Origin of the sequence: Flavobacterium endoglycinae (assembly GCF_017352115.1) — a bacterium.
In the GTDB taxonomy this organism is placed as follows: domain Bacteria; phylum Bacteroidota; class Bacteroidia; order Flavobacteriales; family Flavobacteriaceae; genus Flavobacterium; species Flavobacterium endoglycinae.
Window position 1 is genome coordinate 1522637 of record NZ_CP071448.1, and the last position, 26596, is coordinate 1549232.

At 34.2% G+C, this 26596-nt stretch carries 25 protein-coding genes and 1 tRNA gene; 6 read left to right on the forward strand and 20 right to left on the reverse strand.

What is annotated here, in order from left to right:
• Window positions 1-22 precede the first annotated feature (22 nt).
• Complete coding sequence (locus J0383_RS06485; protein ID WP_207297609.1) at window positions 23-835, forward strand: DUF5984 family protein; 813 nt, start codon at window positions 23-25, stop codon at window positions 833-835.
• A gap of 59 nt (window positions 836-894) precedes the next feature.
• Here J0383_RS06485 and J0383_RS06490 read toward each other — a convergent pair whose 3' ends face one another.
• From J0383_RS06490 to J0383_RS06500, 3 genes are all read right to left on the reverse strand, one after another.
• A complete protein-coding gene (locus J0383_RS06490) occupies window positions 895-3096 on the reverse strand; it encodes a carboxypeptidase-like regulatory domain-containing protein (RefSeq protein WP_207297610.1) in 2202 nt (733 codons plus the stop codon).
• 98 nt (window positions 3097-3194) lie between these two features.
• The gene (locus J0383_RS06495; protein WP_207297611.1) at window positions 3195-4349 is read right to left on the reverse strand and encodes an acyltransferase family protein; all 1155 of its coding nucleotides are present in this window, start codon (window positions 4347-4349) and stop codon (window positions 3195-3197) included.
• A 102-nt stretch (window positions 4350-4451) separates the two neighbouring features.
• Window positions 4452-5354 carry a LytR/AlgR family response regulator transcription factor gene (locus J0383_RS06500; RefSeq protein ID WP_207297612.1) on the reverse strand — a complete coding sequence of 301 codons (903 nt, stop codon included), beginning with the start codon at window positions 5352-5354 and terminating at the stop codon, window positions 4452-4454.
• A gap of 179 nt (window positions 5355-5533) precedes the next feature.
• Between J0383_RS06500 and J0383_RS06505 the strand changes: the two genes are divergently transcribed.
• From J0383_RS06505 to J0383_RS06515, 3 genes are read left to right on the forward strand one after another with little or no spacing between them, the layout of a single operon-like run.
• Window positions 5534-6067 carry an NAD(P)H-dependent oxidoreductase gene (locus J0383_RS06505; protein WP_239023264.1) on the forward strand — a complete coding sequence of 178 codons (534 nt, stop codon included), beginning with the start codon at window positions 5534-5536 and terminating at the stop codon, window positions 6065-6067.
• Window positions 6068-6114: 47 nt separating this feature from the next.
• A complete protein-coding gene (locus J0383_RS06510) occupies window positions 6115-6654 on the forward strand; it encodes an SRPBCC family protein (RefSeq protein ID WP_207297613.1) in 540 nt (179 codons plus the stop codon).
• 31 nt (window positions 6655-6685) lie between these two features.
• Window positions 6686-6835 (forward strand): hypothetical protein, encoded by a 150-nt coding sequence (locus J0383_RS06515; protein WP_207297614.1) that lies wholly within the window; start codon window positions 6686-6688, stop codon window positions 6833-6835.
• A gap of 102 nt (window positions 6836-6937) precedes the next feature.
• Here the strand turns inward: J0383_RS06515 and J0383_RS06520 are convergent.
• The 17 genes from J0383_RS06520 to J0383_RS06600 form a co-directional block, all read right to left on the reverse strand.
• Window positions 6938-7011: transfer RNA gene (locus J0383_RS06520), tRNA-Arg, on the reverse strand.
• Between the two features lie 82 nt (window positions 7012-7093).
• Complete coding sequence (locus J0383_RS06525; protein WP_073412395.1) at window positions 7094-7543, reverse strand: GatB/YqeY domain-containing protein; 450 nt, start codon at window positions 7541-7543, stop codon at window positions 7094-7096.
• A 244-nt stretch (window positions 7544-7787) separates the two neighbouring features.
• Entirely contained in the window at window positions 7788-9779 is a 1992-nt protein-coding gene (gene ftsZ / locus J0383_RS06530) for a cell division protein FtsZ (protein WP_207297615.1), read from the reverse strand.
• 79 nt (window positions 9780-9858) lie between these two features.
• On the reverse strand, window positions 9859-11265 hold the full coding sequence (ftsA, locus tag J0383_RS06535) for a cell division protein FtsA (RefSeq protein ID WP_207297616.1): 1407 nt from the start codon (window positions 11263-11265) through the stop codon (window positions 9859-9861).
• A 6-nt stretch (window positions 11266-11271) separates the two neighbouring features.
• Window positions 11272-11994: a cell division protein FtsQ/DivIB gene (locus J0383_RS06540; protein WP_207297617.1), complete on the reverse strand. Its 723-nt coding sequence runs from the start codon at window positions 11992-11994 to the stop codon at window positions 11272-11274.
• Window positions 11981-13330 (reverse strand): UDP-N-acetylmuramate--L-alanine ligase, encoded by a 1350-nt coding sequence (murC, locus tag J0383_RS06545; protein WP_207297618.1) that lies wholly within the window; start codon window positions 13328-13330, stop codon window positions 11981-11983. The genes J0383_RS06540 and murC overlap by 14 nt, the downstream gene beginning before the upstream one ends.
• 156 nt (window positions 13331-13486) lie before the next feature.
• Window positions 13487-14572 carry an undecaprenyldiphospho-muramoylpentapeptide beta-N-acetylglucosaminyltransferase gene (murG, locus tag J0383_RS06550; protein WP_207297619.1) on the reverse strand — a complete coding sequence of 362 codons (1086 nt, stop codon included), beginning with the start codon at window positions 14570-14572 and terminating at the stop codon, window positions 13487-13489.
• 36 nt (window positions 14573-14608) lie between these two features.
• Window positions 14609-15928: an FtsW/RodA/SpoVE family cell cycle protein gene (locus J0383_RS06555; protein WP_207297620.1), complete on the reverse strand. Its 1320-nt coding sequence runs from the start codon at window positions 15926-15928 to the stop codon at window positions 14609-14611.
• Window positions 15929-15986: 58 nt separating this feature from the next.
• A complete protein-coding gene (locus tag J0383_RS06560) occupies window positions 15987-16301 on the reverse strand; it encodes a four helix bundle protein (protein WP_239023266.1) in 315 nt (104 codons plus the stop codon).
• Between the two features lie 109 nt (window positions 16302-16410).
• Window positions 16411-17742 carry a UDP-N-acetylmuramoyl-L-alanine--D-glutamate ligase gene (gene murD, locus J0383_RS06565; protein ID WP_207297622.1) on the reverse strand — a complete coding sequence of 444 codons (1332 nt, stop codon included), beginning with the start codon at window positions 17740-17742 and terminating at the stop codon, window positions 16411-16413.
• A gap of 51 nt (window positions 17743-17793) precedes the next feature.
• On the reverse strand, window positions 17794-18144 hold the full coding sequence (locus J0383_RS06570; protein ID WP_207297623.1) for a four helix bundle protein: 351 nt from the start codon (window positions 18142-18144) through the stop codon (window positions 17794-17796).
• A 51-nt stretch (window positions 18145-18195) separates the two neighbouring features.
• The gene (mraY, locus tag J0383_RS06575) at window positions 18196-19428 is read right to left on the reverse strand and encodes a phospho-N-acetylmuramoyl-pentapeptide-transferase (RefSeq protein ID WP_207297624.1); all 1233 of its coding nucleotides are present in this window, start codon (window positions 19426-19428) and stop codon (window positions 18196-18198) included.
• A gap of 101 nt (window positions 19429-19529) precedes the next feature.
• Window positions 19530-20993, reverse strand: a complete 1464-nt coding sequence (locus J0383_RS06580) for a UDP-N-acetylmuramoyl-L-alanyl-D-glutamate--2,6-diaminopimelate ligase (protein ID WP_207297625.1) — start codon at window positions 20991-20993, stop codon at window positions 19530-19532.
• A complete protein-coding gene (locus tag J0383_RS06585; RefSeq protein ID WP_207297626.1) occupies window positions 20990-22999 on the reverse strand; it encodes a penicillin-binding protein in 2010 nt (669 codons plus the stop codon). Before J0383_RS06585 ends, J0383_RS06580 begins: the two co-directional genes overlap by 4 nt.
• Window positions 22990-23337, reverse strand: coding sequence for an FtsL-like putative cell division protein (locus tag J0383_RS06590; RefSeq protein ID WP_207297627.1), 348 nt, complete (start codon window positions 23335-23337; stop codon window positions 22990-22992). The genes J0383_RS06585 and J0383_RS06590 overlap by 10 nt, the downstream gene beginning before the upstream one ends.
• An 18-nt stretch (window positions 23338-23355) precedes the next feature.
• On the reverse strand, window positions 23356-24264 hold the full coding sequence (gene rsmH / locus J0383_RS06595) for a 16S rRNA (cytosine(1402)-N(4))-methyltransferase RsmH (RefSeq protein ID WP_207297628.1): 909 nt from the start codon (window positions 24262-24264) through the stop codon (window positions 23356-23358).
• Entirely contained in the window at window positions 24239-24712 is a 474-nt protein-coding gene (locus tag J0383_RS06600) for a division/cell wall cluster transcriptional repressor MraZ (protein WP_207297629.1), read from the reverse strand. Before J0383_RS06600 ends, rsmH begins: the two co-directional genes overlap by 26 nt.
• Before the next feature lie 378 nt (window positions 24713-25090).
• Here J0383_RS06600 and J0383_RS06605 point away from each other — a divergent pair, with 378 nt between their 5' ends.
• Window positions 25091-25855, forward strand: coding sequence for an alpha/beta fold hydrolase (locus J0383_RS06605; RefSeq protein WP_207297630.1), 765 nt, complete (start codon window positions 25091-25093; stop codon window positions 25853-25855).
• Between the two features lie 41 nt (window positions 25856-25896).
• Window positions 25897-26517, forward strand: a complete 621-nt coding sequence (gene yihA / locus J0383_RS06610) for a ribosome biogenesis GTP-binding protein YihA/YsxC (RefSeq protein ID WP_207297631.1) — start codon at window positions 25897-25899, stop codon at window positions 26515-26517.
• The last annotated feature ends 79 nt before the right edge of the window (window positions 26518-26596 follow it).

A 26596-nucleotide genomic window follows, 5' to 3' on the forward strand; every position in this document is an offset into this window, starting at 1 on the left:
AATTCCGCATTGCAAATTATCAATGATAAATTTCAAACTTAAAAATGTCGAAAAAATAGTTCCGATAGGAGAAAAACCAAATGCTTATTTAAGCTGGTTTTGGCTCACCGATGGTGAATTATGGCTGAAATTTGGAGAACATACCCTTTATGAATATTCACAAGAAGCACTTGAACACTTTGAGAGTTTAACACCATACAATGATTATTATATTGTTAGGTTCTTAGAAGATTTTACTGCTCTTTTTGAAAATATAAATGAATCGATCCCAGATGATTTTTACCGTTTAACTCAAAACCTGAATCATGTAAAAGATCATGCCCAAAAATGGCTGGATTTATTCGAAACAGAAGAAGAACAAATTATGGATTCTTATCGTGATAAACATTACACGATTCTTTCATGGATTTATGATCGATCTTTTGATTCTGGACACTTAATTGGCGGACCTCTTTTTTCCTTTTTTAGATGCAAAAACAAAATAAGGATAGTTTGGGAAACTGATTATGTTCTTAAAAATGGAATAAATTTATGGACTGCAAAAGATGGAAGCTTCGAAATGAGTTTTTCAGATTTTATTAAGGAAATAAAAAAATTTGGAATTGAGTTTTTTGAAGCAATGGACAAACAAATACAATTTACAATTTCAAAAGAATGGGAAGATATTCAAATTGATAAAATAAAATTAATATCGGAACATAATGAACGAAAGCTTGAATTCTATAAAAACTTGTCTTTGCTTGAGCAGAAGGAAACAGAAAAAACAAACTGGAAAGAAATTGATAAATTATACAAACAAATGACAAATGATTTACAAATAAAAAGTAAACTTTAGAATATAAAAAACCTGCTTCATAACGAAACAGGTTTTGCATTTATATTTTAAAAATTAAATTAATTCTTCTTTATAATTTTCCCGAACAATTCTTTATCATTTACCAAAATTTTCAAATAATAAATTGCATTGGGCAATGATGCTAAACTGAGTTTGTACTCTCTTGATTTATCTGTTCGGTATAAAATTAATTTCCCAGTGGTATCAAATAAATATAATTCTGTTGCTTCTTGATTTAAAGCTACATTTACCACATCGTTTGTTGGATTTGGGAAATATTTAAAATCGATTATTGTATCGTTTGTCAGCTGTTCTTCTATTTTTTTGTTTTCAGAATATGAATCTTGTTTTGAAGCACAACTATTAACAGAACAGTTTTGAATAATAACTCTCAAAAGCAAGTCGTTCAGCATTTCCACTTTATAACTTTCTGTGGAAGGCTCAATATGATCATTTCCAATTCCACTGTGATTGGTTATAAAAAGATACGTTCCGTTTGTTTCTAAAGCCATTGCACGCATTAAATATTCGGTGCTTTTATCGATTCCGCTTGCCGCAATTGGAATAATTCTGATACCTTTTTCTGCTGCTTTTTTGGCGAGATTTTGAAGTTTTACAATATTTACATCACTATAATGCGGCGGCGCGTCTAACAAAAGAAATAAAAGTTTGCTTCGGGCATCATCATCCCAACTCATATTTTCTATTGATGCTTCCAGAGCTTCAATTACAGCTTCGGGATAGTCACCGCCGCCATCGGCATTTTGTTTTTTAATAAACGAAATCACGTTTTCTATATTCGTTGTAAAATCGAAATTCTTCACTAAATAGGCATCTCCGGCATCTCTGTAAAAAACACTTCCCATAGACAAATCAGAGGTTGGAAATTCTTTTTTGGTGCGTTCAATTACATCGTACAATTCGGCTTGCAGGTAATTTATTTCATCACCCATTGAACCTGTAGCATCAATTACAAATGCAATGTTTATTTTATCTTGTTCGATACAATTCTGCTTGTAGGTATAAGCGTTAATTCCGTCATGAAACTCTTTTGGTTTTGAAACTAAAACCATTTTATCTTCATCAATGATTTGAAGATTGTCTGAAGTTTTTTCGACTGATACATCATTTGGCTGAAACCATAATTCGGCACGGCCAGTATTATCAGTTCTTGCTGTCCATATAGTTTTTCCTTCATTTTGTAAATGAACCGTTTTATTAATTATCGGAAAGCCTGTGTCATTTTTCAAGCTTACAGAATATCTGTAGGCTGGATTTAATTTCCAATGATTTTTCCATTGGTTTAATTCTGTTTCTGTTAATCCTTGCCAATAGCTGTAATGACTGAAATCATTGACTTCTCCAGCCGTTAATTGCCCTGCTTTTAGCGAACTATTTTTCCCTTCTGCTACAATCTTTTTATCAGATACCGGAGCTGGAACAGCAGCTTCTGCTGCACCAACACTACTAACTGATTTTTCAGTCATTCTTTTTTCTTTTTTACTTCTTGATATACCCATTGCGGTTGTAACAACTGATTCAAGCATAACGACATCGCTTTTCATTACGATATTCATTATTCTATGATCTACAATTACTTCTACGGTTTTCATACCAATATAGCTGATTACTAAAACATCACCCAGTTTTGCATCAATTCCGTAAAAACCGTCAAAGTCAGTATTTGCAACTATTTTAGTTCCTTTAATCATTATATTGGCTCCCGGCAAGGGATCACCATATTCATCTGTAATTTGTCCTATTACTGATTTCTTTAAAGAGTTTCCACGTAAAGAATGATCGGCAGTAACATTAGGAATTCTTTCATTTCTTGCTTTATCTCTTCTAGCCAACCTTCTTTCATGTCTTTCTATTCTTCTGTCTTCTCTTCTATCTTCCCTTTCTACCCTTCTGTCTTCTTTCTGTCTTATTTTCTCTTCTTGTTTTCTAATTGTTTCCGGATCATCAAAATAGACTTTCAAGTCTTTACTATCATTTACTGCTGCAATTTTTGCACGTTTTCCTTGAAATGTAAATTTCAACCCATCACGTTTCTTCCCTTTAATCGTAAAACTTCCATCAGAATTTGAATAAGTCACAAAATTGTTCTGCTGATTTATGATTTCAACATCAGCCAAAGGTTTCTTATTTTCATCATAAATAATTCCGCTGATTTTTTGAGCATTTACATTGAATGCAAATAAGATAAATAATAAGGTTGCTAATAAACCTGTTTTTGAAGGAGAGTATATTTTCATCATAGCTAGAAGGTGTTTATATTAACTAAGATGATCTTTTTGAATAAATGGTTGGGAAGCAAAACAGATTTATTTTAAAAACAATAAAAACCGTAAAAGAACTAAATGATTTTCTTTACTCCTGGGATTAATAAAACAAGTGCTCCAAATATAAAACTGCCAATTATGATTAAGGGAGTCATGATTACAAGTTTTATCGCTGGTTCAATATCCCAATTTCTCACGCATAATGTAAAAATGATTATGATTAACGGATGAAAAATGTAAACGGCAAAACTACTGCGTGATGCTTTAATGAGCAATTTTGAAGCAGTATTCCAATTTCTTTTCCCATTAATTAAAAGCGTTGTTAGAATAGAAATACCAATCCATTGTTCCCATACTGCATATAATAATGCCTGCCAGTGAAACCCTCCCGAAAACCAAGAAGAAGGTGTGTCGAGTTTAAATTTTACAATTAAAAATACCGGAAAAAACAATATGCATAATCCTGCTGATCTTTTGAGTTGTTTGCCTGTTTTTTCTGAAAGCTGATCAAACCAATTGTTTTTTGAAGCCAATAAGCCCATAATGAATAAGGCAATATATTGTGGAAAATGCCCAAGCTGAAATCCAACTGGTTTAAGAACCCAGCCAACCGGAAATATAATTCTAACCAAAAAACTAATAATTCCCAGTAGTATTGAAAACAATAGTATAGCGCGTGAATCTGGAACTTGTATAGATTTGCTGAAGTTAATTTTGAATATCTTTTTTACTGCTGCATAAAGTAATGTAAAAAGCAATAGAGCTGCCACAAACCATGTAACACCTAAATCGATCCAACTATTGTAGCCACTTAAATATTCGAAGAAGGTAATAGGATGCCCTTTTGCAAAATAGTAAACCAAATAACACATAAAGGGTGTAAGAAGGAAAGAATAGAATAACAAAGGAACTCCTAATCGAATGAGTCGGTCTTTGATGAATGTAAACGCTCCTTTTCTAGAATAGGAAGATTCAGTAAAAAAAGCCGCCAACAGAAAAAAATACCCCATAAAGAAGGATTGATTTATACTGATGATTGCTGTGGCAAGAATACGTGCTCCTAAAATATTCGTTGGCTGATTATAATACCAGCCTTCAGAAGCGCTGTAAGCAATAAACGTATGATGAAGCACCACTAATACAGTCAGAAGTACTTTGATATTGTCGATGTAAAGAAGTTTTTTTGAAGACTCAGAATCCTGATTCTTAGAAGTAATCACAGTTGTCATAATAATTTTGGTTTTGTTGTTATTGATGACAAACGTACAATAAGAAAGTCCAGTAAAATGAGGGTTGTTACTGACAACTAGCTTTTGTGACGAACAACAACCTTACGGAATACATTTACTGCGAAGCTCCTGATAATAATTATTAAAACTGTCGACCTGCTTTCTTGAAACTGGAATTTTGACATTGGTTTCGTTGAATGAAAGCAAATATCCTTGTGAGTTTCCAGACACTTTTTCGACCTTAAACATATTTACTAAATAAGTTCTGTGACATCTAAAAAAATGCGGATAATCTGTTATTTGATTTTCAAATTGAGTTAAGGAAATCCTTTTTACTTCTGTAATAATTTGATCGCCATTCGATTTTGTCAACTCGATGTAATTTCCATCAGCTTTTACAAACAGTAACTGATCTATATCCAGACTAAAATCATCTTGTTTTACCTGCGTATTAATAAAAAGAGCAGGTATAACTGTTTTTTCGGGTTCGGTTTGTAATGGAGCAAATTGAACAATAAATGTAGATCCTTTTTTGGACTCAAAATAAAAACTGGATAATCTTAGAAAAAGATAGAAGAAAATACCCGCTACAATACAATTTCTAATTTCTTCAAAAAGATAATTCCACGACCAGTTGTTGGAATTGGTATAAAGCAAATCACGCATTAAAAAGCTGGTTATGCCAATAAAAACAAATAGAACTGCAATGCAAACATATTCTTTTAGTAAAGTCCATTCCGTTTTATTTTTCAATAATCTAAAATAATTCAGTGTTCTAAAATAAATAAACAGAACAAGTGCTGGAGCCAGTGCATGCAAAAAACAAATGAAGAAATAATGCATTCTTAGTTCTGGATCATAAACCCCAAATGGTTTGAATGCTAAAAGAAATAGTAAAATGACCAGAAAAACAATAACTGAACTTTTTACGAGATTTTGAGATTGATATCGTCGGGGATATTCAATTTCATTTCGCAAATGTTCTGTATTGATGTAGAATGGCATAATAAAAGATTTGTTGGGGAATAAATACAAAAATAACAATTTGATGGCGTTTGAATAAGTAAATCAAATAATTCCAAATATTATTTGCAAGCCGAAGGGGAAAGTCAAGTTCGTTTTCTTACAATTTTAGCGAAAATTGCTGATTTACTTTTGTTCTAACAAATTCAAAAAATAGAACAATGAAACACTTAATTATCTACGCCCATCCAAATCCAGAGAGCCTAAACAGCCATTTTAAACAAACTCTTGCAGAACATCTATCAAACAGCGGACAGGAAGTAATAATTCGCGATTTAAATCAACTCAATTTCAACCCCGTGCTTTCACTACATGATATGCAAGGACAACGAATAGGAAAAGTTACCGACGATGTAAAGCAAGAACAGGAGTTTATTTCGTGGGCAGACCATATTACTTTTATTTATCCTATTTGGTGGACAGGAATGCCTGCCATTATGAAAGGATATATAGACCGTGTTTTTAGTTATGGTTTTGCCTATCGTTACGACCAAGGTGTTCAAAAGGGACTATTTACGGGCAAACAAACAACCGTAATCAATACTCACGGAAAATCACAAGCCGAGTATGAAAAAATCGGCATGGATAAAGCTTTATCGCTGACATCAGACAAAGGTATTTTTACTTATTGCGGACTTGAAATTAATCAGCATTTCTTCTTTGACAAAGCAGATAGACCGCTCCAGAAAGTATAGAAAATTGGACAAAGGAAATTATATCAAACTATTAATTCTATATTATTATGAAAATCAAAACACTCAAAAAGGTATTATTTGTTTTTATTTCTTTCCTTTTACTAATTGCTGTTATTATTTTTTCACTTGAGTATTTCAGTAGTTATAAAACCTCTAAAACCATTCATCTTGATGCGCCTGTAATTACAAGAAAGAGTATTGTAATTAATGCACCTGTCGAAAAGGTTTGGAAAATCTTTAGTGACGTCAATAATTGGGACGCTTGGCAAAAGGAAATTGTAACTCCAAAAATTGATGGTGAGTTTAAACCAGGAACATCTTTTTATTGGAAAAGCAACGGATTAGACATTACTTCTACGTTACAAACGGTCAAAACTAACAAAATGGTTGGCTGGTCTGGCCCTGCATTTGGAGCATTTGCCATACACACTTGGTATTTTAACGAACAGAATAATCAAACGACAATAACTGTAGAAGAAAGCATGGAAGGCTGGCTGGTCTCTTTATTGAAAGGCAACTTTCAATCCAGCCTCGACACCTCAATAGATTATTGGCTTACTGCATTAAAAGCTGAATCTGAAAAATAATTTATTTTACAACAATTAAAAATTAGAAAAAATGAAACAGACAACAAAAACAACTTTCGACAAATCGAGTTACAATCCGCTATTATTTAAAAGTTATAAAGCAGCAAAAAAATTCCTGAAATATAGTTTGTATGCCATTGTGCTATACTTTGCTTACGAAGGATTTATGGGATGGCAATAGTAATAAATATAAACAACTGCCAACAGCTACAACAAGTTTGATCACAATTTTCAAACTATAAAAAAGCCTGAGAATCATATTCTCAGGCTTTTAATTTTATTGTGACCCCGGAGGGGTTCGAACCCCCAACCCTCAGAGCCGAAATCTGATATTCTATCCAGTTGAACTACGAGGTCAGTTAATTTATGATTTCAGATTATAGATTTTAGATTGGCCAATTGGAATCTAAAATCTACACTCTAAAATCTAAAATGATATTTACGAAAGTAATTTCTTTACAATTGTAGAAATGGTTTTTCCTTCAGCAGTTCCGCCTAATTGCGCAGATGCTAATCCCATAACTTTACCCATTGAAGCAATTCCAGAAGCTCCAGTTTCAGCAATGATTTTTGCGATAACTGCTTCTACTTCTGCTTCGCTTAACTGAGCTGGTAAAAACTTCTCGATTACAGCTACTTGAGCCAATTCTGGTTCAGCTAAGTCGGGACGGTTTTGCTCTGTAAAGATTCTTGCGCTTTCTTTACGAGTTTTTACTAATCTTTGAAGTAATTTAATTTCTTCATCTTCTTTTAATTCTTCTTTAGATCCTGAAGCTGTTGAAGCCAGCAATAATTCTGATTTAACAGCTCTCAATGCTTCTAATGCTACAGTATCTTTTGCTTTCATGGCCGTTTTGATTTCGTCCATGATTTTTGCTTGTAAACTCATGTTTATGTTTTATTTAAAATAAGCCTAAGCCTATTAATTGATATATTAACTTGCAATTTGTTCTTGACTATTACTTAGTCGAAGCCCATTCCGACAAGAAGCCTTTGGACTTTGCTCAGGTGACAATATTGTTTTTAAAAGTACTATTTAAAAGTCAAATTTCTAAATTCTGTGCGAAGATAAAAAAAATAACCCGAAAATTAAATCCAATTTTCGGGTCATCTTAAATTATTAAGACGCAGTATTAATCTACATTATCGTGCAAAAATGAATTGTTTGAACGCAATTGTAAATCGTTATTACTGTCTGTTCCAACCGAAATTCTTGAATTGCTATTACCAGATTGAGAATTTGATAAATCGATTCCTAATCTTTTGTAAGCCGGTTCTTTTTCCAGCTCGTCAATTCTTGAAACATTGTTATGGAATTTATAGTTAAATTCTTTTAGTTTCTTTCTTCTTTCTTCAGCACGTAAACGTAATGTTTCTTCAATTGTTAATTCCATTGGAGAAACTTCAGAAGTTGTTGAGAAATCAGGCTGGCTTGCAAAATCAGCTCTTGATTTTAATGTAATGTTCAATTCCTCAGGAACAGTATCTTCAACCACTTTTTCAACTGGTTTAGATGACATTAAATCATTTTCAACTTCCATATATTCTTCTAACGAATATTTGATAATTCCGTTATCAGAAAGTTCTGTTACCGGTACAAACGAAACGGGATCGTTTACTTTGATGTTTTTAGTTTCGTTTGATAATTCAAAAACGATTCTATTATCTTGCTGCTGTTCGGCAACTGGCTCTTTCTTAACTTCAGGCTCTGATTTGAATAGCGGTAAATCAAATGAAAAAGTTTGTTGTTGTTCTTCTCTTTCAAAAGTTCTCTGCTGTACAGGCTTTACTTCTTGTTGGAAAGTTTCAGCTGCTGGAGTTGAAATTTTAAAATCGATATCGGTGATTGGCGAAACGATTTCAAAAGTCACGTCTAGATTTTTAATAAACTCAGACATTACAACCAATTCTTCTTGATTGATCGTTGGTGTTTTTGGAGCAACTGGATTAGACACAGGAGCAACAGCTGTATCCTCCATTAAATCAAACACTACTCTGTCTTCTGATTTTGCAGCTGGTGTTTCTGCATTGATATCAAAAGTAGTAAGTGGTCTATTCGTTAAATTGTGAACACTTCTCTGTTCATCTTCTAACGTGTGAATAATTTTCTTAGGCTCTGTATTTACGATTTCATTTTGTTGTTCAACATCAAAACCAGTCGCAATAATAGTTACAGCAATAGCATCACCAAGAGTTTCGTCTTCACCAACTCCCATGATAATATTAGCATTATAACCCGCTTCTGCTTGAATGTGATCGTTGATTTCTCCAATCTCATCAAGTGTTATCTCATCAGATCCAGAAACGATAAGCAACAATACGTTTTTGGCTCCTGTAATTTTATTGTCATTTAATAATGGAGAGTCAAGAGCAGATACGATAGCGTCTTTTGCTCTGTTTTCTCCCTGCGCTACTGCAGATCCCATAATAGCTGTTCCGCTGTTTGCTAAAACTGTTTTAGCATCACGTAAATCGATATTTTGAGTATAGTGGTGCGTAATTACTTCAGCAATACCTCTAGAGGCCGTTGCCAAAACTTCATCCGCTTTAGAGAATCCTGCCTTGAAACCTAAATTTCCGTAAACTTCTCTTAATTTGTTGTTGTTGATTACAATTAAAGAGTCAACCTGTTTACGCAATTTTTCGATTCCTAAAAGTGCTTGCTCCTGACGTACTTTCCCTTCAAACTGAAACGGAATAGTCACGATACCCACCGTTAAGATTTCTCTTTCTTTTGCTAATTGAGCGATAACTGGCGCAGCACCTGTACCTGTACCACCACCCATACCAGCAGTAATAAATACCATTTTAGTACCACGGTCTAACATTTTTTCGATGTCGGCAATACTCTCAATAGCAGATTGTTGTCCTACGTCAGGATTTGCTCCTGCTCCAAGACCTTCTGTTAAATTTACTCCTAACTGAATTTTGTTAGGTACTGAACTGTTCTGCAGTGCCTGTGAATCTGTATTACAAACGATAAAATCAACGCCTTTAATACCTTGTTTAAACATGTGGTTAATAGCGTTGCTACCACCTCCACCTACACCTATTACTTTGATTACATTTGATTGGTTTTTTGGTAAATCAAATGAAATACTTCCAAATTCTGAGTTGCTCATCATCTTTTTGGTTTTTGAAATTCTTATTTGTACATTTTTTACTTCTTGACTTGGGGCAAAAAGTAATCCTTTTCTCTTATTATTATTCAGCGTTATCTAAAAAATCTTTGATTTTGTCGACGTATCTGTCAAAAAATGATCTTCTAATTTTTGTTTCAGTAGATTCTGATTCTGCCTTTACTGTTTTAAGTTCTCTAGGCTCTTCAATAGTTTCTACTTTCTCAACGTAGTTTTCTTCAACTTCGTATTTCTGCACTGGCGGAGGCACATTTCTGTACACTACTTTTGGCTGCTCGTTTACGACTTCCATTCGAATCGCACTTTGTGTGCTGTTTTCAATGCTGTTCATTACTAAACCAACAGCTGTCGCAAACAATGGACTTGAAATTTCTTCGCTTGAATTTCCTGCTAAATGCTCATTTGGATATCCAATTCTGGTGTCCATTCCTGTGATGTACTCAACCAATTGTTTAATATGCTTTAATTGAGCACCACCACCAGTAAGAACGATTCCAGCAATTAATTTTTTACGAGGATCTTCGTGTCCGTAAGCTTTGATTTCTGCAAAAACCTGTTCTACTATTTCCACCACACGTGCGTGGATAATTTTAGAAAGATTTTTTAATGAAATCTCTTTTGGCTCTCTTCCTCTCAGTCCCGGAATAGAAACAATCTCGTTGTCTTTATTTTCTCCCGGCCATGCTGATCCGAATTTTATTTTTAAAAGTTCAGCTTGTTTTTCGATAATCGAACAGCCTTCTTTTATATCATCTGTAATTACATTTCCTCCAAAAGGGATTACAGCTGTATGGCGGATGATTCCATCTTTGAAAATCGCCAAATCTGTTGTTCCACCTCCAATATCGATAAGTGCCACTCCAGCTTCTTTTTCTTCCTGGCTTAAAACAGCATCTGCCGAAGCTAAAGGTTCTAATGTTAATCCAGATAGTTCAATTCCTGAACTTTGGATACATCTTCCCACGTTTCTGATTGAAGAAGCTTGTCCGACAACTACGTGAAAACTAGATTCAAGTCTTCCGCCGTACATTCCGATTGGTTCTTTAATTTCAGATTGTCCGTCAATTTTAAATTCTTGAGGCAGTACGTGAATGATTTCTTCTCCCGGTAACATCGCCAGTTTATTTACCTGATCGATTAAAAGCTGAATGTCTTTCTCACCAATTACTTCTTCCGGATTATTACGACTGATATAATCTGTATGCTGAATACTTCTGATGTGTTGTCCGGCAATACCCACAACGACATCTTTAATCTTATAACCTGAATTATTTTCCGCTTCAAGTATTGCTTGTTGAATGGACTGGATAGTTTGTGTAATGTTGTTTACAACTCCACGTGCCACTCCCAGACTTTTGGATTTACCAATACCCAAAATTTCCAGTTTTCCATACTCATTTTTCTTGCCTATCATGGCAACTATCTTTGTCGTTCCAATATCTAGACCTACTGCAATATTATCTTTTTCCATTTTCTATTATTTAGTGCAAACTACTTGTTCCGTAAACCTAAGGTCAATTTTATTGTATTTATATAACGAACTATCTAAAACTGCTTTTTGAAAGAAGGCTTTATAGTTTCTAAATTTTCTATCAACATTCATTGTACGACCAAAATCTATGACATAATCATAGTTTCGATTAAACATTTTTAGGCTGCCATTCGGCATAATTTGTATAGCAATGATGTTTTTTTTCAAAAACGCATCGTCATAAATTGTGCGAAATAAAGCAGCTAAATCTTCGTTATTTTTTTCATTTATTGCCCCTGAAACAAGAGGAACTCTTGCGGTAAAATTATCAGATAAAGGCATTTTATTACCCTCATAGTCAATATAAAAAGATTGAGCGCCATCATAAACTCTTGCTATGGGCGTCTTCTGTTTTACAACCGCTTTTAGAACGCCATCGATACTTACAAAAACATCTGACTTTTCAATCATGTCTTGTGAGTTGATGGTTTTCTCTATCTTATTCAAATCTACTTCATCTTTTCTAATACTGGAAGCGTCCCTTTTATTTTCTATCAACAATTTATTAACCGTTTCCGGCTTCACAAAAAGTGTATTCTCCCCTACAAAAATGACCATAGATTTTTTCAGTTTTCTATCCCCATTTCGATGCTGTGCGAAAGAATATAAGAATAAAACGAGGCCTAAAATGAGTACTAATCGAATATTTGTCCAATTAAATAGTTTCATTTAACATCTTTTTGATTGATGGTACCATTTCTCCAATATCACCAGCTCCTATTGTTACAATTATTGGCGCATCACTGGCTTTGATTTCTGCTAATAAATGTTCTTTTGCAACAATTTTTTTGTTCGAATTTGTCATTTTACCCAAAAGCCATTCTGATGTAATTCCTTCCATCGGAAGTTCTCTGGCTGGATAAATGTCCATTAAAAATACTTCATCAAATTGAGATAAACTTTCAGCAAATCCATCTGCAAAATCTCTTGTTCTGCTGAATAGATGCGGCTGGAAAATCGCCAGTACTTTTCGGCCTGGATATAATTCTCTAACAGCCTGATGCACTGCATTTATTTCGGTTGGATGATGTGCATAATCGTCAATATAAACTAGTTTTTCAGATTTAATCTGATATGAAAAACGTCTTCTGATTCCGTTAAAAGAAGCAAGTGCTCTTGCAATAGCATCGGTTGCAGTGCCATACGTTTTTGCCATTGCAATTGCCATTAAACCATTCATCAAATTGTGTTTTCCAGGCAATCCAAAACGAAGATCTTTCATAATTTCTGATGGCGTCTGCACATCAAAAACATAACTTCCATCTTCAATTCGAACATTGTACGCTTTATATACTGCATCTTCGTTTATAGCACATTGAACTCCATCAAGAGGCAGTTCTTTTGTGATAAACAATTTGCTTTTATCTTCTACTTTTGAGGCAAATTCAACAAAGGAAGCCTCAATGGCATCGCTCGTTCCATAAATATCCAAATGATCTGCATCCATTGAAGTTACACAGGCAATGTTTGGATGCAAATGCAGAAATGAACGGTCAAATTCATCTGCTTCAACGACTGTAACGGTCTTTCCGCTTCCAATTAAATTAGAATTGTAATTCTCTACAATTCCGCCCACAAATGCCGTAACATCTGCTCCACTTTCGTATAAAATATGGCCTAAAATACTAGATGTAGTGGTTTTACCATGCGTTCCTGCTACTGCAAAACTGAAAGTTCCTTTTGTAATAATTCCTAAAACTTCAGCACGTTTTTTAACTTGGTAATTTCTTTCGATGAAATAATTCCATTCTGAATGCGTAATAGGAACTGCCGGCGTAAAAATCACCAGTGTATTTTCTACATAATAATCCGATGGAATCAAATTGATGTTATCTTCAAAATGAATATCAATACCGCTCTCGATTAGTTCACTTGTTAGCATAGAAGGTGTTTTATCATAACCAGAAACTTTTTTCCCGATATGTTTAAAATAACGAGCTAAAGCACTCATTCCGATGCCTCCGATACCTATAAAATAAACGTTTTGTATTTGATTTAAATTCATTTTAAATATATTTTTCAGACTTGTTCACTACTCTTATTTTTTGTAAGAATCTAGCAATTAAACCTTTGCGTTTTTCGAAGTCTTTCCAAGCCTAAATTGCCTAAAATAGCCTTCTTATTTATTCTCTGCGTTGTATAATTTTCGTAAAATGTTATATTATAACAACTTCTTAATCTGTTCTACAATAACTTTTGTTGCGTCTGGTCGTGCCAACTTTTTAATGTTTGCGCTGAGCTGTTTTTGTTTTCCATCATCTTTCAGCAGCGCTTCAAAAACAATGCTAAACTCGGCGTCCAACTCAGATTCTTTCAACAAAATAGCGCCTTTTGCTTCTACAATTGCTTGGGCATTTTTAGTTTGGTGATCCTCAGCCACATTTGGGGATGGAATAAAAATTACCGGTTTTCCTACAATGCATAATTCTGAAACTGACGATGCACCGGCACGAGAAATAATGACATCGGCAGCTGCGTACACAAAATCCATTCTTTCTATAAAATCAACCACTTTTACATTTGGCTGATTGTATTTTTTGTAATCCTCAAAATATAATTTTCCGCATTGCCAGATAATCTGAACGTCTTGCGAAAGAAAATTTTGCAGTTCTTTTTCGATCAACTGATTGATTCTTCTCGCTCCTAAACTACCGCCTAGAACCAGCAGTGTTTTTTTATTCGTATCTAAACCGTAAAAAGCAATTGCTTCATCACGTTTTGTATCAATGTCAATTAAATCCTGACGAACCGGATTTCCTGTCAAAACGATTTTATCTTTAGGAAAAAATCGGTCTAAGTTATCATAAGCTACACAAATTGCATTTGCTTTTTTACTTAGCAATTTATTCGTAATTCCGGGAAAAGAATTCTGTTCCTGAATTACAGTTGGAATTCCCGCTGATCCAGCCGCTTGCAATAAAGGCCCGCTGGCAAAACCTCCGGTTCCTATCACTACATTTGGCTTGAACTTTTTAATAATTCTTTTTGACTCCAATAAACTAGAAGCTAGTTTTAAAGGAAACATCATATTTTGTAAAGTCAATTTTCGCTGTAAACCTGCAATCCAAAGACCTTTTATTTCGTAACCTGCCTGAGGCACTTTCTGCATTTCCATTTTATCTTTGGCACCTACAAAAAGAAATTCTGCATCAGGAAATTGTAATTTTAATTCGTTTGCAATCGCAATTGCAGGATAAATATGCCCTCCTGTTCCTCCTCCGCTTAATATGAATTTATGCTTTGTCATATTTCTAATAGTTGTTGTTAAACTATTTTATCCTTTTTATTTATTTAAAACTGCATTCATCGGATTTCTTGAAGCGTCTTCAATCGAATACATCGCTTCTTCTTCATAAATCTCTTCTTTTTCATTTCCAGCTAAATCTTCTTCAGCCAGTTCTTTGTCTATTAATCTTTGAAGCGCTTCTTTTCTTCTTTCTTTTTCTTCTTTTTCTTCGGCGATTTCTTCTTCTTTCTTAGTCACACTAATAATGATTCCAAGTGAGAAACACGTCATCCAGATCGAACTACCTCCAGAACTTATCAGCGGAAGCGTCTGCCCTGTTACCGGCAGTAATTCTACTGCAACGGCCATATTAATCATCGCCTGAAATATCATTGGAAAACCGAGTCCGACGACGACTAATTTTCCAAATAAGGTATTTGCTTTATGTGATGCAATTACAAATCGGAATAAAAGCAGTAAATACAATAACAATATTGAAACACCACCAACTAAACCATATTCTTCAACTACAATTGCATAAATAAAGTCGGAAGATGATTGCGGAAGGAAGTTTTTCTGAACACTTTTTCCTGGTCCTAGTCCGCCTAATTTTCCCGAAGCGATTGCAATTTTAGCTTTTTCGATTTGGTAATCGTCTTCATCCGGCTTATCTGTGGTAAAGTTCATAATACGGCTTTCCCATGTTGAAACCCTGCTGAAGAATCGTGATTCTGGAAAGGCTTTCGCTACTAAAAGGAAAAAGGCTAACATTACGATTCCTGAACCAATAATAAAGGCAATGTATTTTAACGGATATTTTCCAATGAACGTCAGCATCATAACCATTGAAAAGATCAACGCTGTGGTTGAAAAGTTCGCTGGTAAAATCAATGCCAATGTGATAAAAACCGGAATCCAAAGCTGAATAAACGAGGTTTGAAACGGTTCGTTTTCTTCTTTCGTTTTTGACAAATAACGTGCTACATAAATAAACAATACGCTTGCCGCTAATGTCGAGGTTTGAAACGTGATTCCAATGAACGGCACCTGAATCCAACGGCTTGCATTTGCTCCTGCGATTACGGTTCCTTTTAACAAAGTGTACAATAATAACAGCCAAACTACTGGCAGTGCAATTTTTGAAATGGCTCTAAAATAATGATATGGCACTTTGTGCACCCAGTAAATAATCAAGAAACCAATACAAACGTGAGCTAAGTGTTTTACCAGATAACCTAATGTATTTCCGGTTCCATGACCTATATACGCCAGATTACTACTTGCACTAAAAACAGGCATAAACGAAAACAGCGCTAATAAAGCCACGAATGACCATATTACTCTATCTCCTTTTAGTTTGTTTACTAGTTCTTTCATAATCTTAATTTTAGATTTCTGATTTTAGATTTTAGATTTTTTTTCGAACCTTCGGTTCTTATTTGTTGATTCTGTTATTTACTGTTTTTAGACTGCTTACAAAAATTGCAGTTAATTCGTTAGCTTCTTTTAAAGCTGTTTCCAGCTCTTCTTTGGCGAGCCACATTTTTTCTTTTATAATTTCTATCCAAAATAAAGTTTCATCAGCTTCTTCTAAAACTATGTTCATTTTGGCAACAAACTCTTTATCGCTTCGAGCTCTGCAAACTGCTCGATAATTCGCTCCAACTGATGTTCCGCTTCTTACTATCTGACTTGTAATCGATCTAATTACATTTGTATTTGGCAGCTTTTCAGCTAGATCAATTATCATCAAAGAAAATTTCTTTGTTCTCACCTTCATTTCACTCGTCGTCATACAAAAGAACTTATTGTTGAATTCAAAGTTTAGAAATCTAAAATCTGAACTCTAAAATCTAAAATTATAAATTGTGTACCGCTTGCTTAAATTGCTTCCCTCTGTCTTCGTAGTTTTCGAATAAATCGAAACTTGCGCAGGCTGGAGATAATAAAACCGCGTCACCTTTTTCTGTTAATCTTTGAGCTGTTTTTACTGCATCGCTCATATTGTTTACTTCTACCATAATATCAACAACATCTCCAAAAGCGTCGATTATTTTACGGTTATCAATTCCTAAACAGATAATTGCTTTTACTTTTTCGCGAACCAATGACATTAATTCGTTATAATCATTTCCTTTATCAACACCTCCAACAATCCAAACAGTTGGAACATTCATGCTGTCTAAAGCAAAGAAAGTAGCATTTACATTTGTTGCTTTTGAATCATTGATGTATTGAACGTTTTGTATTTTCAATACTTTTTCTAAACGGTGTTCTACACCTTGGAAATTAGATAGACTTTCACGAATTGTTGCATTTCTAATCTGCATCAATTTTGCTACAGAGCTTGCTGCCATTGCGTTTTTCATATTATGTTTTCCTTCTAACGCAATGTGTTCTGTATCCATTGTAAACTCTTCTTGGTTGATTTTAATTTCCATTTTGTTGTTATTTATAGAAGCCCCTTCATCGAATGTTTTGGTCAATGAAAAAGGAATTAATTTTGCTTTTGTTTTGTTGTTCTTTAACCATTCTGTGCTTGCCTCATCGTCTGCATCGTAAATGAGATAATCACTTTCGGTCTGATTCATCGTTATTCGGAATTTCGAATTGATATAATTTTCATATTTATATTCATATCGATCTAAATGGTCTGGACTAATATTGGTTATTATGGCAATATCGGGTCTGTAATTTATAATTCCATCTAACTGAAAACTGCTTAATTCAAGAACGTATGCATCGTATTTATTTTCGGCTACCTGCCAGGCGAAGCTCTTTCCTATATTACCTCCTAATCCCACATTTAATCCTGCATATTTAAGCAAGTGATGCGTCAGCATAGTGGTAGTCGTTTTTCCATTACTCCCAGTAATTCCGATCGTCATAGCATCTGTAAAGGGTATCGCAAATTCTATTTCTGAAATTACTTTTACTCCAGCAGCGATAAGCTTTTTTACTATCGGCGACTTTTCTGGAATTCCGGGGCTTTTCATCACCACATCAGCATTTAGAATTAAATCTTCTGTATGCTGTTCTTCTTCCCAAGCAATTTTATTAATGATAAGAACTTCTTTATAGCTTTCTTTTATTTTTCCGAAATCAGATACAAAAACGTCATATCCTTGTTTCTTACCGAGGATTGCGGTTCCAACTCCGCTTTCGCCTCCTCCTAAAACTACTAGCCTCATACTCTATATAATTAAAAATTAAAAACCATTTCTGATCTTTTAATTGAATTCCTATTTTCCTTTTAAGGTTAATATAATTTTTGCTAATATTCTGCAAATTTCATCTGCCTCAATAAAGATGCTGCCGAATTCATTTGTAGAAATATAATCTGTTGCCTTTAGCAACTTTAACCAATAAATTGTTTCTCTCGCTTCTTTATATGAAATCTCAAGTTTGAACAAAAACTCTTTATCAGAACGTCCTCCAATCGATTCTTCAATATTAGCGCCTATTGAAGTTCCTGATCTTAAGACTTGTTTACTCAGAACAAATTCCTTTTTTACATCAGTCAAGTATTTGTATAAATTGACAATCCTGACCGCAAAATCGAATGATTTATCCTGAATAATATTTTCTTTCATTTTTATAAGAACGTGTAATCTTTAATTTTTAATTCTGAATTTTTAATTGAGTTATCTCAATTTTAACGTAACAATTGACAATATGGCTAACATTACGGCAACAATCCAGAAACGGGTTACGATTTTACTTTCGTGATATCCCTTTTTCTGATAATGATGATGAAGCGGCGACATCAGGAAAATTCTTCGGCCTTCGCCAAATCGTTTTTTGGTATACTTGAAATAGGTTACCTGAATTATTACTGAAGCACTTTCCGCAAGGAAAATTCCACAGAATAAAACAATCAATATTTCCTTGCGAACTGCAATTGCCAAAACTGCAATGATTCCTCCAATGGTTAAACTTCCTGTATCTCCCATAAAGACCGAAGCCGGAAATGAGTTGTACCAAAGAAAACCTATCAAAGCTCCCACAAATGCCGAAATAAAGACGGTCATCTCTCCCGAATTGGGTATATACATTATATTTAGATAGTTTGAGAAAATGATATTTCCTGAAACAAACGTAAAGATTCCGAGTGCGAGGACGGATACTGCGGAGGTTCCTGCGGCGAGTCCGTCGATTCCATCCGTTAAATTGGCTCCGTTTGATACCGCTGTGATAATAAAAATTACTACTGGAATAAACACTAACCACGCCCATTTTTCATATCCGTCTCCCATAAAAGATAATATCTCAGCGTAATCAAATTCGTTGTTTTTCACGAACGGAATTGTCGTTGCTGTAGATTTTTCTTCAATTGGTGCAGGCAATACCACTGTTGTGTTTGTTGCTGTTCTAAAAACATCTGTACGTCCTGTATCTGTTCTTACGGTAACAGCCGGATTAAAATAAAGAACTGCTCCTACTATGATTCCAAGACCTACTTGACCAATAACTTTAAAAATTCCTTTAAGTCCTTGTTTGTCTTTTTTGAATATTTTGATGTAATCGTCTACAAAACCAATTGTTCCCATCCATAAAGTGGTTACAATAAGCAGAACGATATAGATATTATGTAAACGAGCGAACAACAATACTGGAACCAAAGTGGCAAAAATGATAATCAGTCCTCCCATTGTAGGCGTACCTGCTTTTTCATTTTGGCCTGCCAGACCCAGCTCACGAACTGTTTCTCCTACCTGCTGACGACGCAAAAAGTTGATCACTCTTTTACCGTAAATAGTTGACAAAAGCAATGAAAGCAAAAATGCTAAAGCTGATCTAAAAGTAATATACTGGAAAACTCCTGTTCCAGGTATATCTAATGTTTTGTCAAAATATTCAAATAAGTAGTATAGCATATTTTTCTATTTTTTAAATTCCAATTTCGAATTAAATTCCAATTTTTAAATCTCAAATTCCAACATTATATTGGGTTTTAGAATTTCGAATTTTTATTTTGTTATTTATTTAACTGTTCTAAAATTTCTTTTACGGTTTCCATATCATCAAAATGGTGTTTTACTCCATTTATTTCCTGATAAGTTTCGTGCCCTTTTCCGGCAATTAAAATAATATCATTGGGCTGAGCCAGCTGACAAGCAGTTTTAATAGCCTGTTTTCTATCAGTAATTCTCAAAACTTTTTTATAATTATGAGCTTCAACACCTTGTTCCATTTCATCTAGAATTACTTCAGGATCTTCGTTTCTTGGATTATCTGATGTTAAAATTGCTTTGTCACTTAGATCTGTTGCAATTTTTGCCATAATTGGCCTTTTCGTTTTATCTCGGTTTCCCCCACAACCCACAACTGTAATCAATTGTTCGTTTTTGGTACGGATGTCATCAACTGTTTTTAAAACATTCTCTAGAGCATCTGGAGTGTGTGCGTAATCTACAATTGCCGTTACTTTCGAATCAGTAACAATGTATTGAAAACGTCCTGAAACACTTTCTAAATCAGATAGCAAACGCAGGGCTTCCAGATTATCCATTCCTAATTCTACAGCGGTTCCGTAAATTGCCAGAACATTGTATGCATTAAAAGTTCCAATTAGTTTTACCCAAACTTCGTTATCATTTACTTTTAATAGTAATCCTGACAATTGGCTTTCTAAAATTGTAGCTTTAAAATCAGCATACGATTTAAGCGCATACGTCAACTTTCTTGCTACGGTATTTTGCAGCATAACCGTTCCGTTTTTATCATCGATATTCGATAATGCGAAAGCTGTTTTTGGCAGAGAATCAAAAAATGACTTTTTAACATCTCTGTATTCCGCGAACGTAGCGTGATAATCCAAATGATCGTGAGAAAGGTTCGTGAAAATTCCACCTGCAAAATGTAACGCTTCTGTACGTTTTTGGTGGATTCCATGAGAACTTACTTCCATAAAACAATAGGCTACACCTGCTTCAATCATTTCATTTAAATAATGATTAATCGTAATTGAATCTGGCGTTGTATGTGTTGCCGGATATTCCGTTTCATCAACCATGATTTTTACGGTTGATAATAAACCTACTTTAAATCCTGCTTTTTTGAATAACTGATATAATAATGATGCAATGGTTGTTTTTCCGTTAGTTCCGGTTACACCTGTTAATTTTAATTTTGAAGAAGGATCTCCAAAATAATTAGCAGCCATAAAAGCCAATGCTGTATTTGTATCTTTTACCTGAATGTAGGTGATTCCTTTTTCTACATTTTGAGGAAGCGTATCGCAGATAATCGCTGTTGCTCCTAACTGAATTGCTTTTTCGATATAATCATGCCCATCAGAAAGTGAACCGCGAATGGCCACGAAAACATCATCTGATTGTACTTTACGTGAATCAAATTCAATGTTCTGAATACCAATTTCTGTTGAACCTGTTACAGATTCAATTGCTACCTTATATAATATGTCTTTTAGTATTTTCACGATAATTCTAATACTATAGTTGTGTTCTTATTTATACTCTGCCCAGCCTGAATCGATTGATTCTTTACTTTTCCTACCCCATTTACCTTTACTTTCAAACCTAAATTTTCTAATAAAGCAATAGCATCCATTCCAGGCATTCCTTTTAAATCAGGAATTTGATTTGTTTTTTTTCTCGATTCTAAATCGTATTTATCATAGCTTGTTTCTTGTTTTGCTATTTTAGAATCGAGTTGTTTAATTTTATTAGTTGAAGGCGCATCTGTAAAAATCTTTTGAGCAATTCTTTTAAAAACTGGTCCTGCAACGTCTGCTCCGTAATAATTATTCTTAGCTGTATTGGGTTTATGAACTACTACAATACAAGAATATTTTGGATGATCTGCTGGAAAGTAGCCCACAAAAGAAGAAGCATAATACAATGCTGATTTTCCTTCTTTACCACCATAATTTACCTGAGCTGTTCCTGTTTTTCCTGCCATCGAAAAATCTTTCGAATACAATTTAGAACCTGTTCCTTTTTTAACTACATTTTGCAAAACTGCTTTTATTTTCTTCAGCGTCTCAGGAGAACAAATCTTTGGATTGATGACTTCAACATCAAACTTTTTAATGGTTTTGTTCCATTCTTTAATTTCAGATACAAACTGCGGTTTTACCATTACACCATTATTGGCAACTGAATTATAAAAAGCAAGGGTCTGCATAGGCGTAACCGAAACATTGTATCCAAAAGCCATCCACGGAAGTGTAGTTCCTGACCAATGTTTGTCTCCAGGTTCTGGAATATACGGTCTTCCTTCTCCTTTAAAATGCAGTCCTAATGTTTTATTCAATCCATAGCTTTTAATGTGATTTACAAACTTTGAAGGATTGTTTTTGTAATTATTATAAACCGCCTGAACCATTACAGTATTTGACGAAAGTTCGAATCCGCGGGCTAATGAAACTTTTCCGTAACCGCCATTATGCGAATCACGTACCGATCTTCCATAATATTTCACTATACCACCGTGGCTGTCATAAACCGTACTGGTATCGGCTACTTTATCTTCTAGAATCGCCATTAAATCCACTAATTTAAAAGTCGATCCCGGCTCCTGAGATTCTGCAATTGCATAATTTGTGGTTTCGTAATACGATCCGTCTTCAGCTCTTCCTAAATTTGAAATTGCTTTTACATGTCCTGTCTGCGTTTCCATAACTACCACACAACCATGATCGGCTTCATAATCTTCCAGCTGTTTCAATAAAGCGTGATGCGCAATATCCTGAATAAAAACATCTATTGTCGAAATCACATCGTAACCATCAATTGGATCCACTTCGTTAACATCACGAATGGGTTTCCACTGTCCTTTTGCAATTTTTTGTTTTAAAATTTTACCGTCTTTTCCATTCAAATAGCTTTTAAAAGCCCATTCGATTCCTTTTCCTACTTCAATTCCTGTTGTCGGATCAATTCGGTCATAACCAATCGTTCTTTCAGCAATTTTCCCAATTGGGTGTTTTCGAACCGTTTCCTGCTCTACGATAATTCCGCCTTTAAAAGCTCCTAAATTGAATAATGGAAAACCTTTAATTTTTACATATTCGGTATAGCTTAAATTGCGGGCAATTAAGTAGTAACGGTTTTTATTTTCACGTGCTTTTCTTAATTCTTTTTCGTAATAACCTGATGGTCTATCTAAAACTGTTTCTAAAGAATCTGAAAGTTGTTTTACATACTTCTCAAAAGTTTCTTTTTTTGGCGCTTTTGCATCAAAACGAATTTCATAATTCGGGATTGATGTTGCCAATAAACTTCCGTCAGCCGAATAAATATTTCCTTTGTTAGCCGGAATTACAAAGTTTCTAACGGTACGCTGTTTCGCTAGTTTTCTATAATAATCTCCTTCAACCCATTGAATATTGGTTAATTTAACGACAATAGCAATTGCCATCAAAAAGATGAAAACTGCTACGAGGTAAATTCTGTAGGATATATGTTTATCGTCTACTGCCATATTCTTTTAAAGAAACTTTTTTCTTCTTCTTTTTTAACTTCAATTTTAATAGGCGGAACCGTTGATGGAAAGATTTGTTTTTCTTTCATTTTATCCGATATCGTGGATTCCATTTTTAATTTCATCAATTCTGAACGTCGATCTACAAATTCTGATCGCAATTCTTTTACTTCGTTATTGAGTTTTGCAATCTCAAAAACTTTTTGCTCGTATCGCTGTGTATTAGCAATCATCAGAATCGCCAGCAGAATTATGAACACAATGAAACGCCAGTTTTTTACTGCATCATCATGAATCAGAAATCTTGCTTTTAATATTGCGAATACTCCCCCTTTCATTTTTTCTACCTATATATATTATATCTTTTCTGCAATTCTCAATTTGGCACTTCTTGCTCTGTTGTTTATTTTGATTTCTTCATCATCAGGAACAATCAATTTTCCAATTGTTTTAAACGGTACCGAATAGTTTCCAAAAAAATCGCGTTCTGGTTCTCCTTCAAACATTCCGTTTTTTATAAATCTTTTTACCAATCTGTCTTCTAAAGAATGGTATGAGATTACTGAGAATCTTCCGCCTGGTTTTAAAATTTCTAATGACTGCTCAATAAATTCTTTTAAAACATCCATTTCCTGATTTACTTCAATTCGGATAGCTTGATAAATCTGAGCTAATATTTTGTTTCGAACTTTTTCAGGAAGATATATTTTCAAAACTTCTTTTAATTCATCAGTTGTTTTGATTGGATATTCTCTTCTCGCTTCTACAATTGTTCTTGCCAGAGCGGGTGCATTTTTCAATTCCCCATAATCAAAAAAAACACGACGCAAATCCTGTTCTTCATATTCGTTCACTACACGATACGCATTTAAATCATTTTTTTGACTCATCCGCATATCCAGTTCAGCATCGAATCGGGTTGAAAAACCTCTTTCTGGAACATCAAACTGGTGTGATGAAACTCCTAAATCAGCCAGAATTCCGTCAACTGCTTTTACACCATGAAAACGAAGAAATCTTTTGATGAATCTGAAGTTTTCATTAATCAGTGTAAATCTTTCGTCTGGAAGCGCATTTGCAAGAGCATCTTCATCCTGATCAAAAGCAAATAATTTTCCATTTGGCCCTAAACGTTTCAAAATTTCTTTTGAGTGGCCGCCGCCACCAAACGTCACATCTACATAGATGCCGTCAGGCTTAATATTTAAACCATCAACAGTCGGATGAAGTAAAACCGGATTATGATATTCCATTGTCGTCGTCATTAATATTTCCCATTACTTCCTCGGCTAAATCAGCAAAATCCATATCTTCGCCGCTTATTGATTTTTCATATAAATCTTTATCCCAAATTTCCACAATATTAACCGCAGATGAGAATACAACATCTTTAGAAATACCAGAAAACGTCACTAAATCTTTTGGCACCAACAATCTTCCTAATGCATCAATCTCTACCACTTTTACGCCGGCAGTAAATCTGCGGATGAAATCATTGTTCTTTTTCACAAAACGATTCAGCTTATTAATTTTTGCCATCATTAAATTCCATTCTTCCATTGGATACAACTCCAAACACTGTTGAAAAACCGAACGCTTCAAAACAAATCCGTCTTGAAGTGAGGAAGCCAATTGCTTTTTAAGAGGCGCAGGTATCATTAACCTCCCCTTAGCATCAACTTTACACTCATATGTCCCAACAATTGTATTCAAGAAAAACCACTTAACATGTTACACAGCAAAAATATAAAAAAAATTACCACATATTACCACTAAATACCACTTTGTTGATAAGTTTAACCACTTTTGTCCCACTTCCTTTAAATATTGAATAATCAATACTTTAGATATTAATCAGCGAAAAAATCAAATCTTTTAACAATTAAAAAAAATATATAGTAATTCTCTTAAAAAAGTAACGATAATGCAACAAAATTAACATTAAGGAAATATCACAAAACCCACTCTAAAACCTGATTTTTAAACACTTATAAATTCTACTTAAATTATGTAGTTAAAAAATGGCAGCAAAAATTAATTTTTATGTAATTAACCCTATATTTGTCGAAATTGAAATTGGCATAAAACTAGATGGACAAAAACTACAAAAAAGAAGGCAAATACAGCTATTATGAAGCTGGTGAAGGAACTCCGATTGTTATTTTACATGGATTAATGGGGGGACTTAGTAACTTTGATGGTGTAGCGCAATATTTCCCAACGAAAGGATACAAAGTGGTAATCCCGGACTTGCCAATATACACACAAAGCATTTTAAAAACGAACGTAAAAAGCTTCGCTAAATACGTCAAAGACTTTATTACTTTTAAAGGTTTTGACAAAGTTATTTTATTAGGAAACTCATTAGGAGGACATATTGCATTGTATCACACAAAGCTGTATCCTGAAAAAGTGGCTGGACTTGTAATTACAGGAAGTTCAGGTCTTTACGAAAGTGCAATGGGAGACAGTTATCCAAGAAGAGGTGATTATGAGTACATCAAAAAGAAAGCTGAAGATGTATTTTATGATCCTAAAATTGCAACTCCTGAGCTTATTGATGAAGTTTATGCAACTGCAAATGACCGCATCAAATTGATCAAAACATTAACGATTGCCAAAAGCGCAATTCGTCATAATATGGCCAAAGATTTACCAAAAATGACAGTTGAAACCTGCATTATTTGGGGCAAGAATGATTCTGTAACACCACCAAATGTTGCCGAAGAATTTCATACGTTACTGCCTAATTCAACTTTATATTGGATTGACAAATGCGGACATGCTGCCATGATGGAACATCCTCAGGAATTTAACGAAGTTCTTGAAAAATGGCTTACTGAGAAAAATTTATAGCATTTAACTTTCGATTTTAGGAGGTTTTAAAACCAAGAAACATGAAAATTAATACCGCCGAATTTATTGTCAGTAATTCTGATGCATCAAAGTGTCCGAAAGATTTTTTACCCGAGTACGCTTTCATAGGCCGATCAAACGTTGGTAAGTCCTCTTTGATCAACATGCTTACGAATCACAAAAATTTAGCTAAAACTTCGGGAAAACCGGGAAAAACTCAATTAATAAATCACTTTAAGATTAACAATAATTGGTTTTTAGTCGATTTGCCAGGTTACGGTTACGCTAAAGTTTCCAAGAAAACAAAATCGGTTTTTCAGGAATTTATTACTGATTATTTCGAAAACAGACAACAATTAGTCTGTGCTTTTGTTTTGATTGATATTCGCCATGAAGCACAAAAAATCGATATTGAATTTATGTCGTATATGGGCGAAAGCGAAATTCCGTTCTGCATTATTTTTACCAAAGCAGATAAAATCAGTAAAGGAAAGGTTGAGGCTCACATTGCCGCTTACCGCAAACAAATGTATGCTAATAACTGGGCCGAAATGCCGCATTACTTTGTCACTTCCTCTACAGAAGCTACTGGACGAGAAGAAGTTTTATCTTATATTGATGAAGTAAATCAGGAAGTTTTTAAAAATAATAGTGAGTTTTGATTTGAAATTCCAATTTTTTAAAATTTCAAATTCGAAGAATTATACTTATATAATACACCATAATAAAAATCCCAAATTC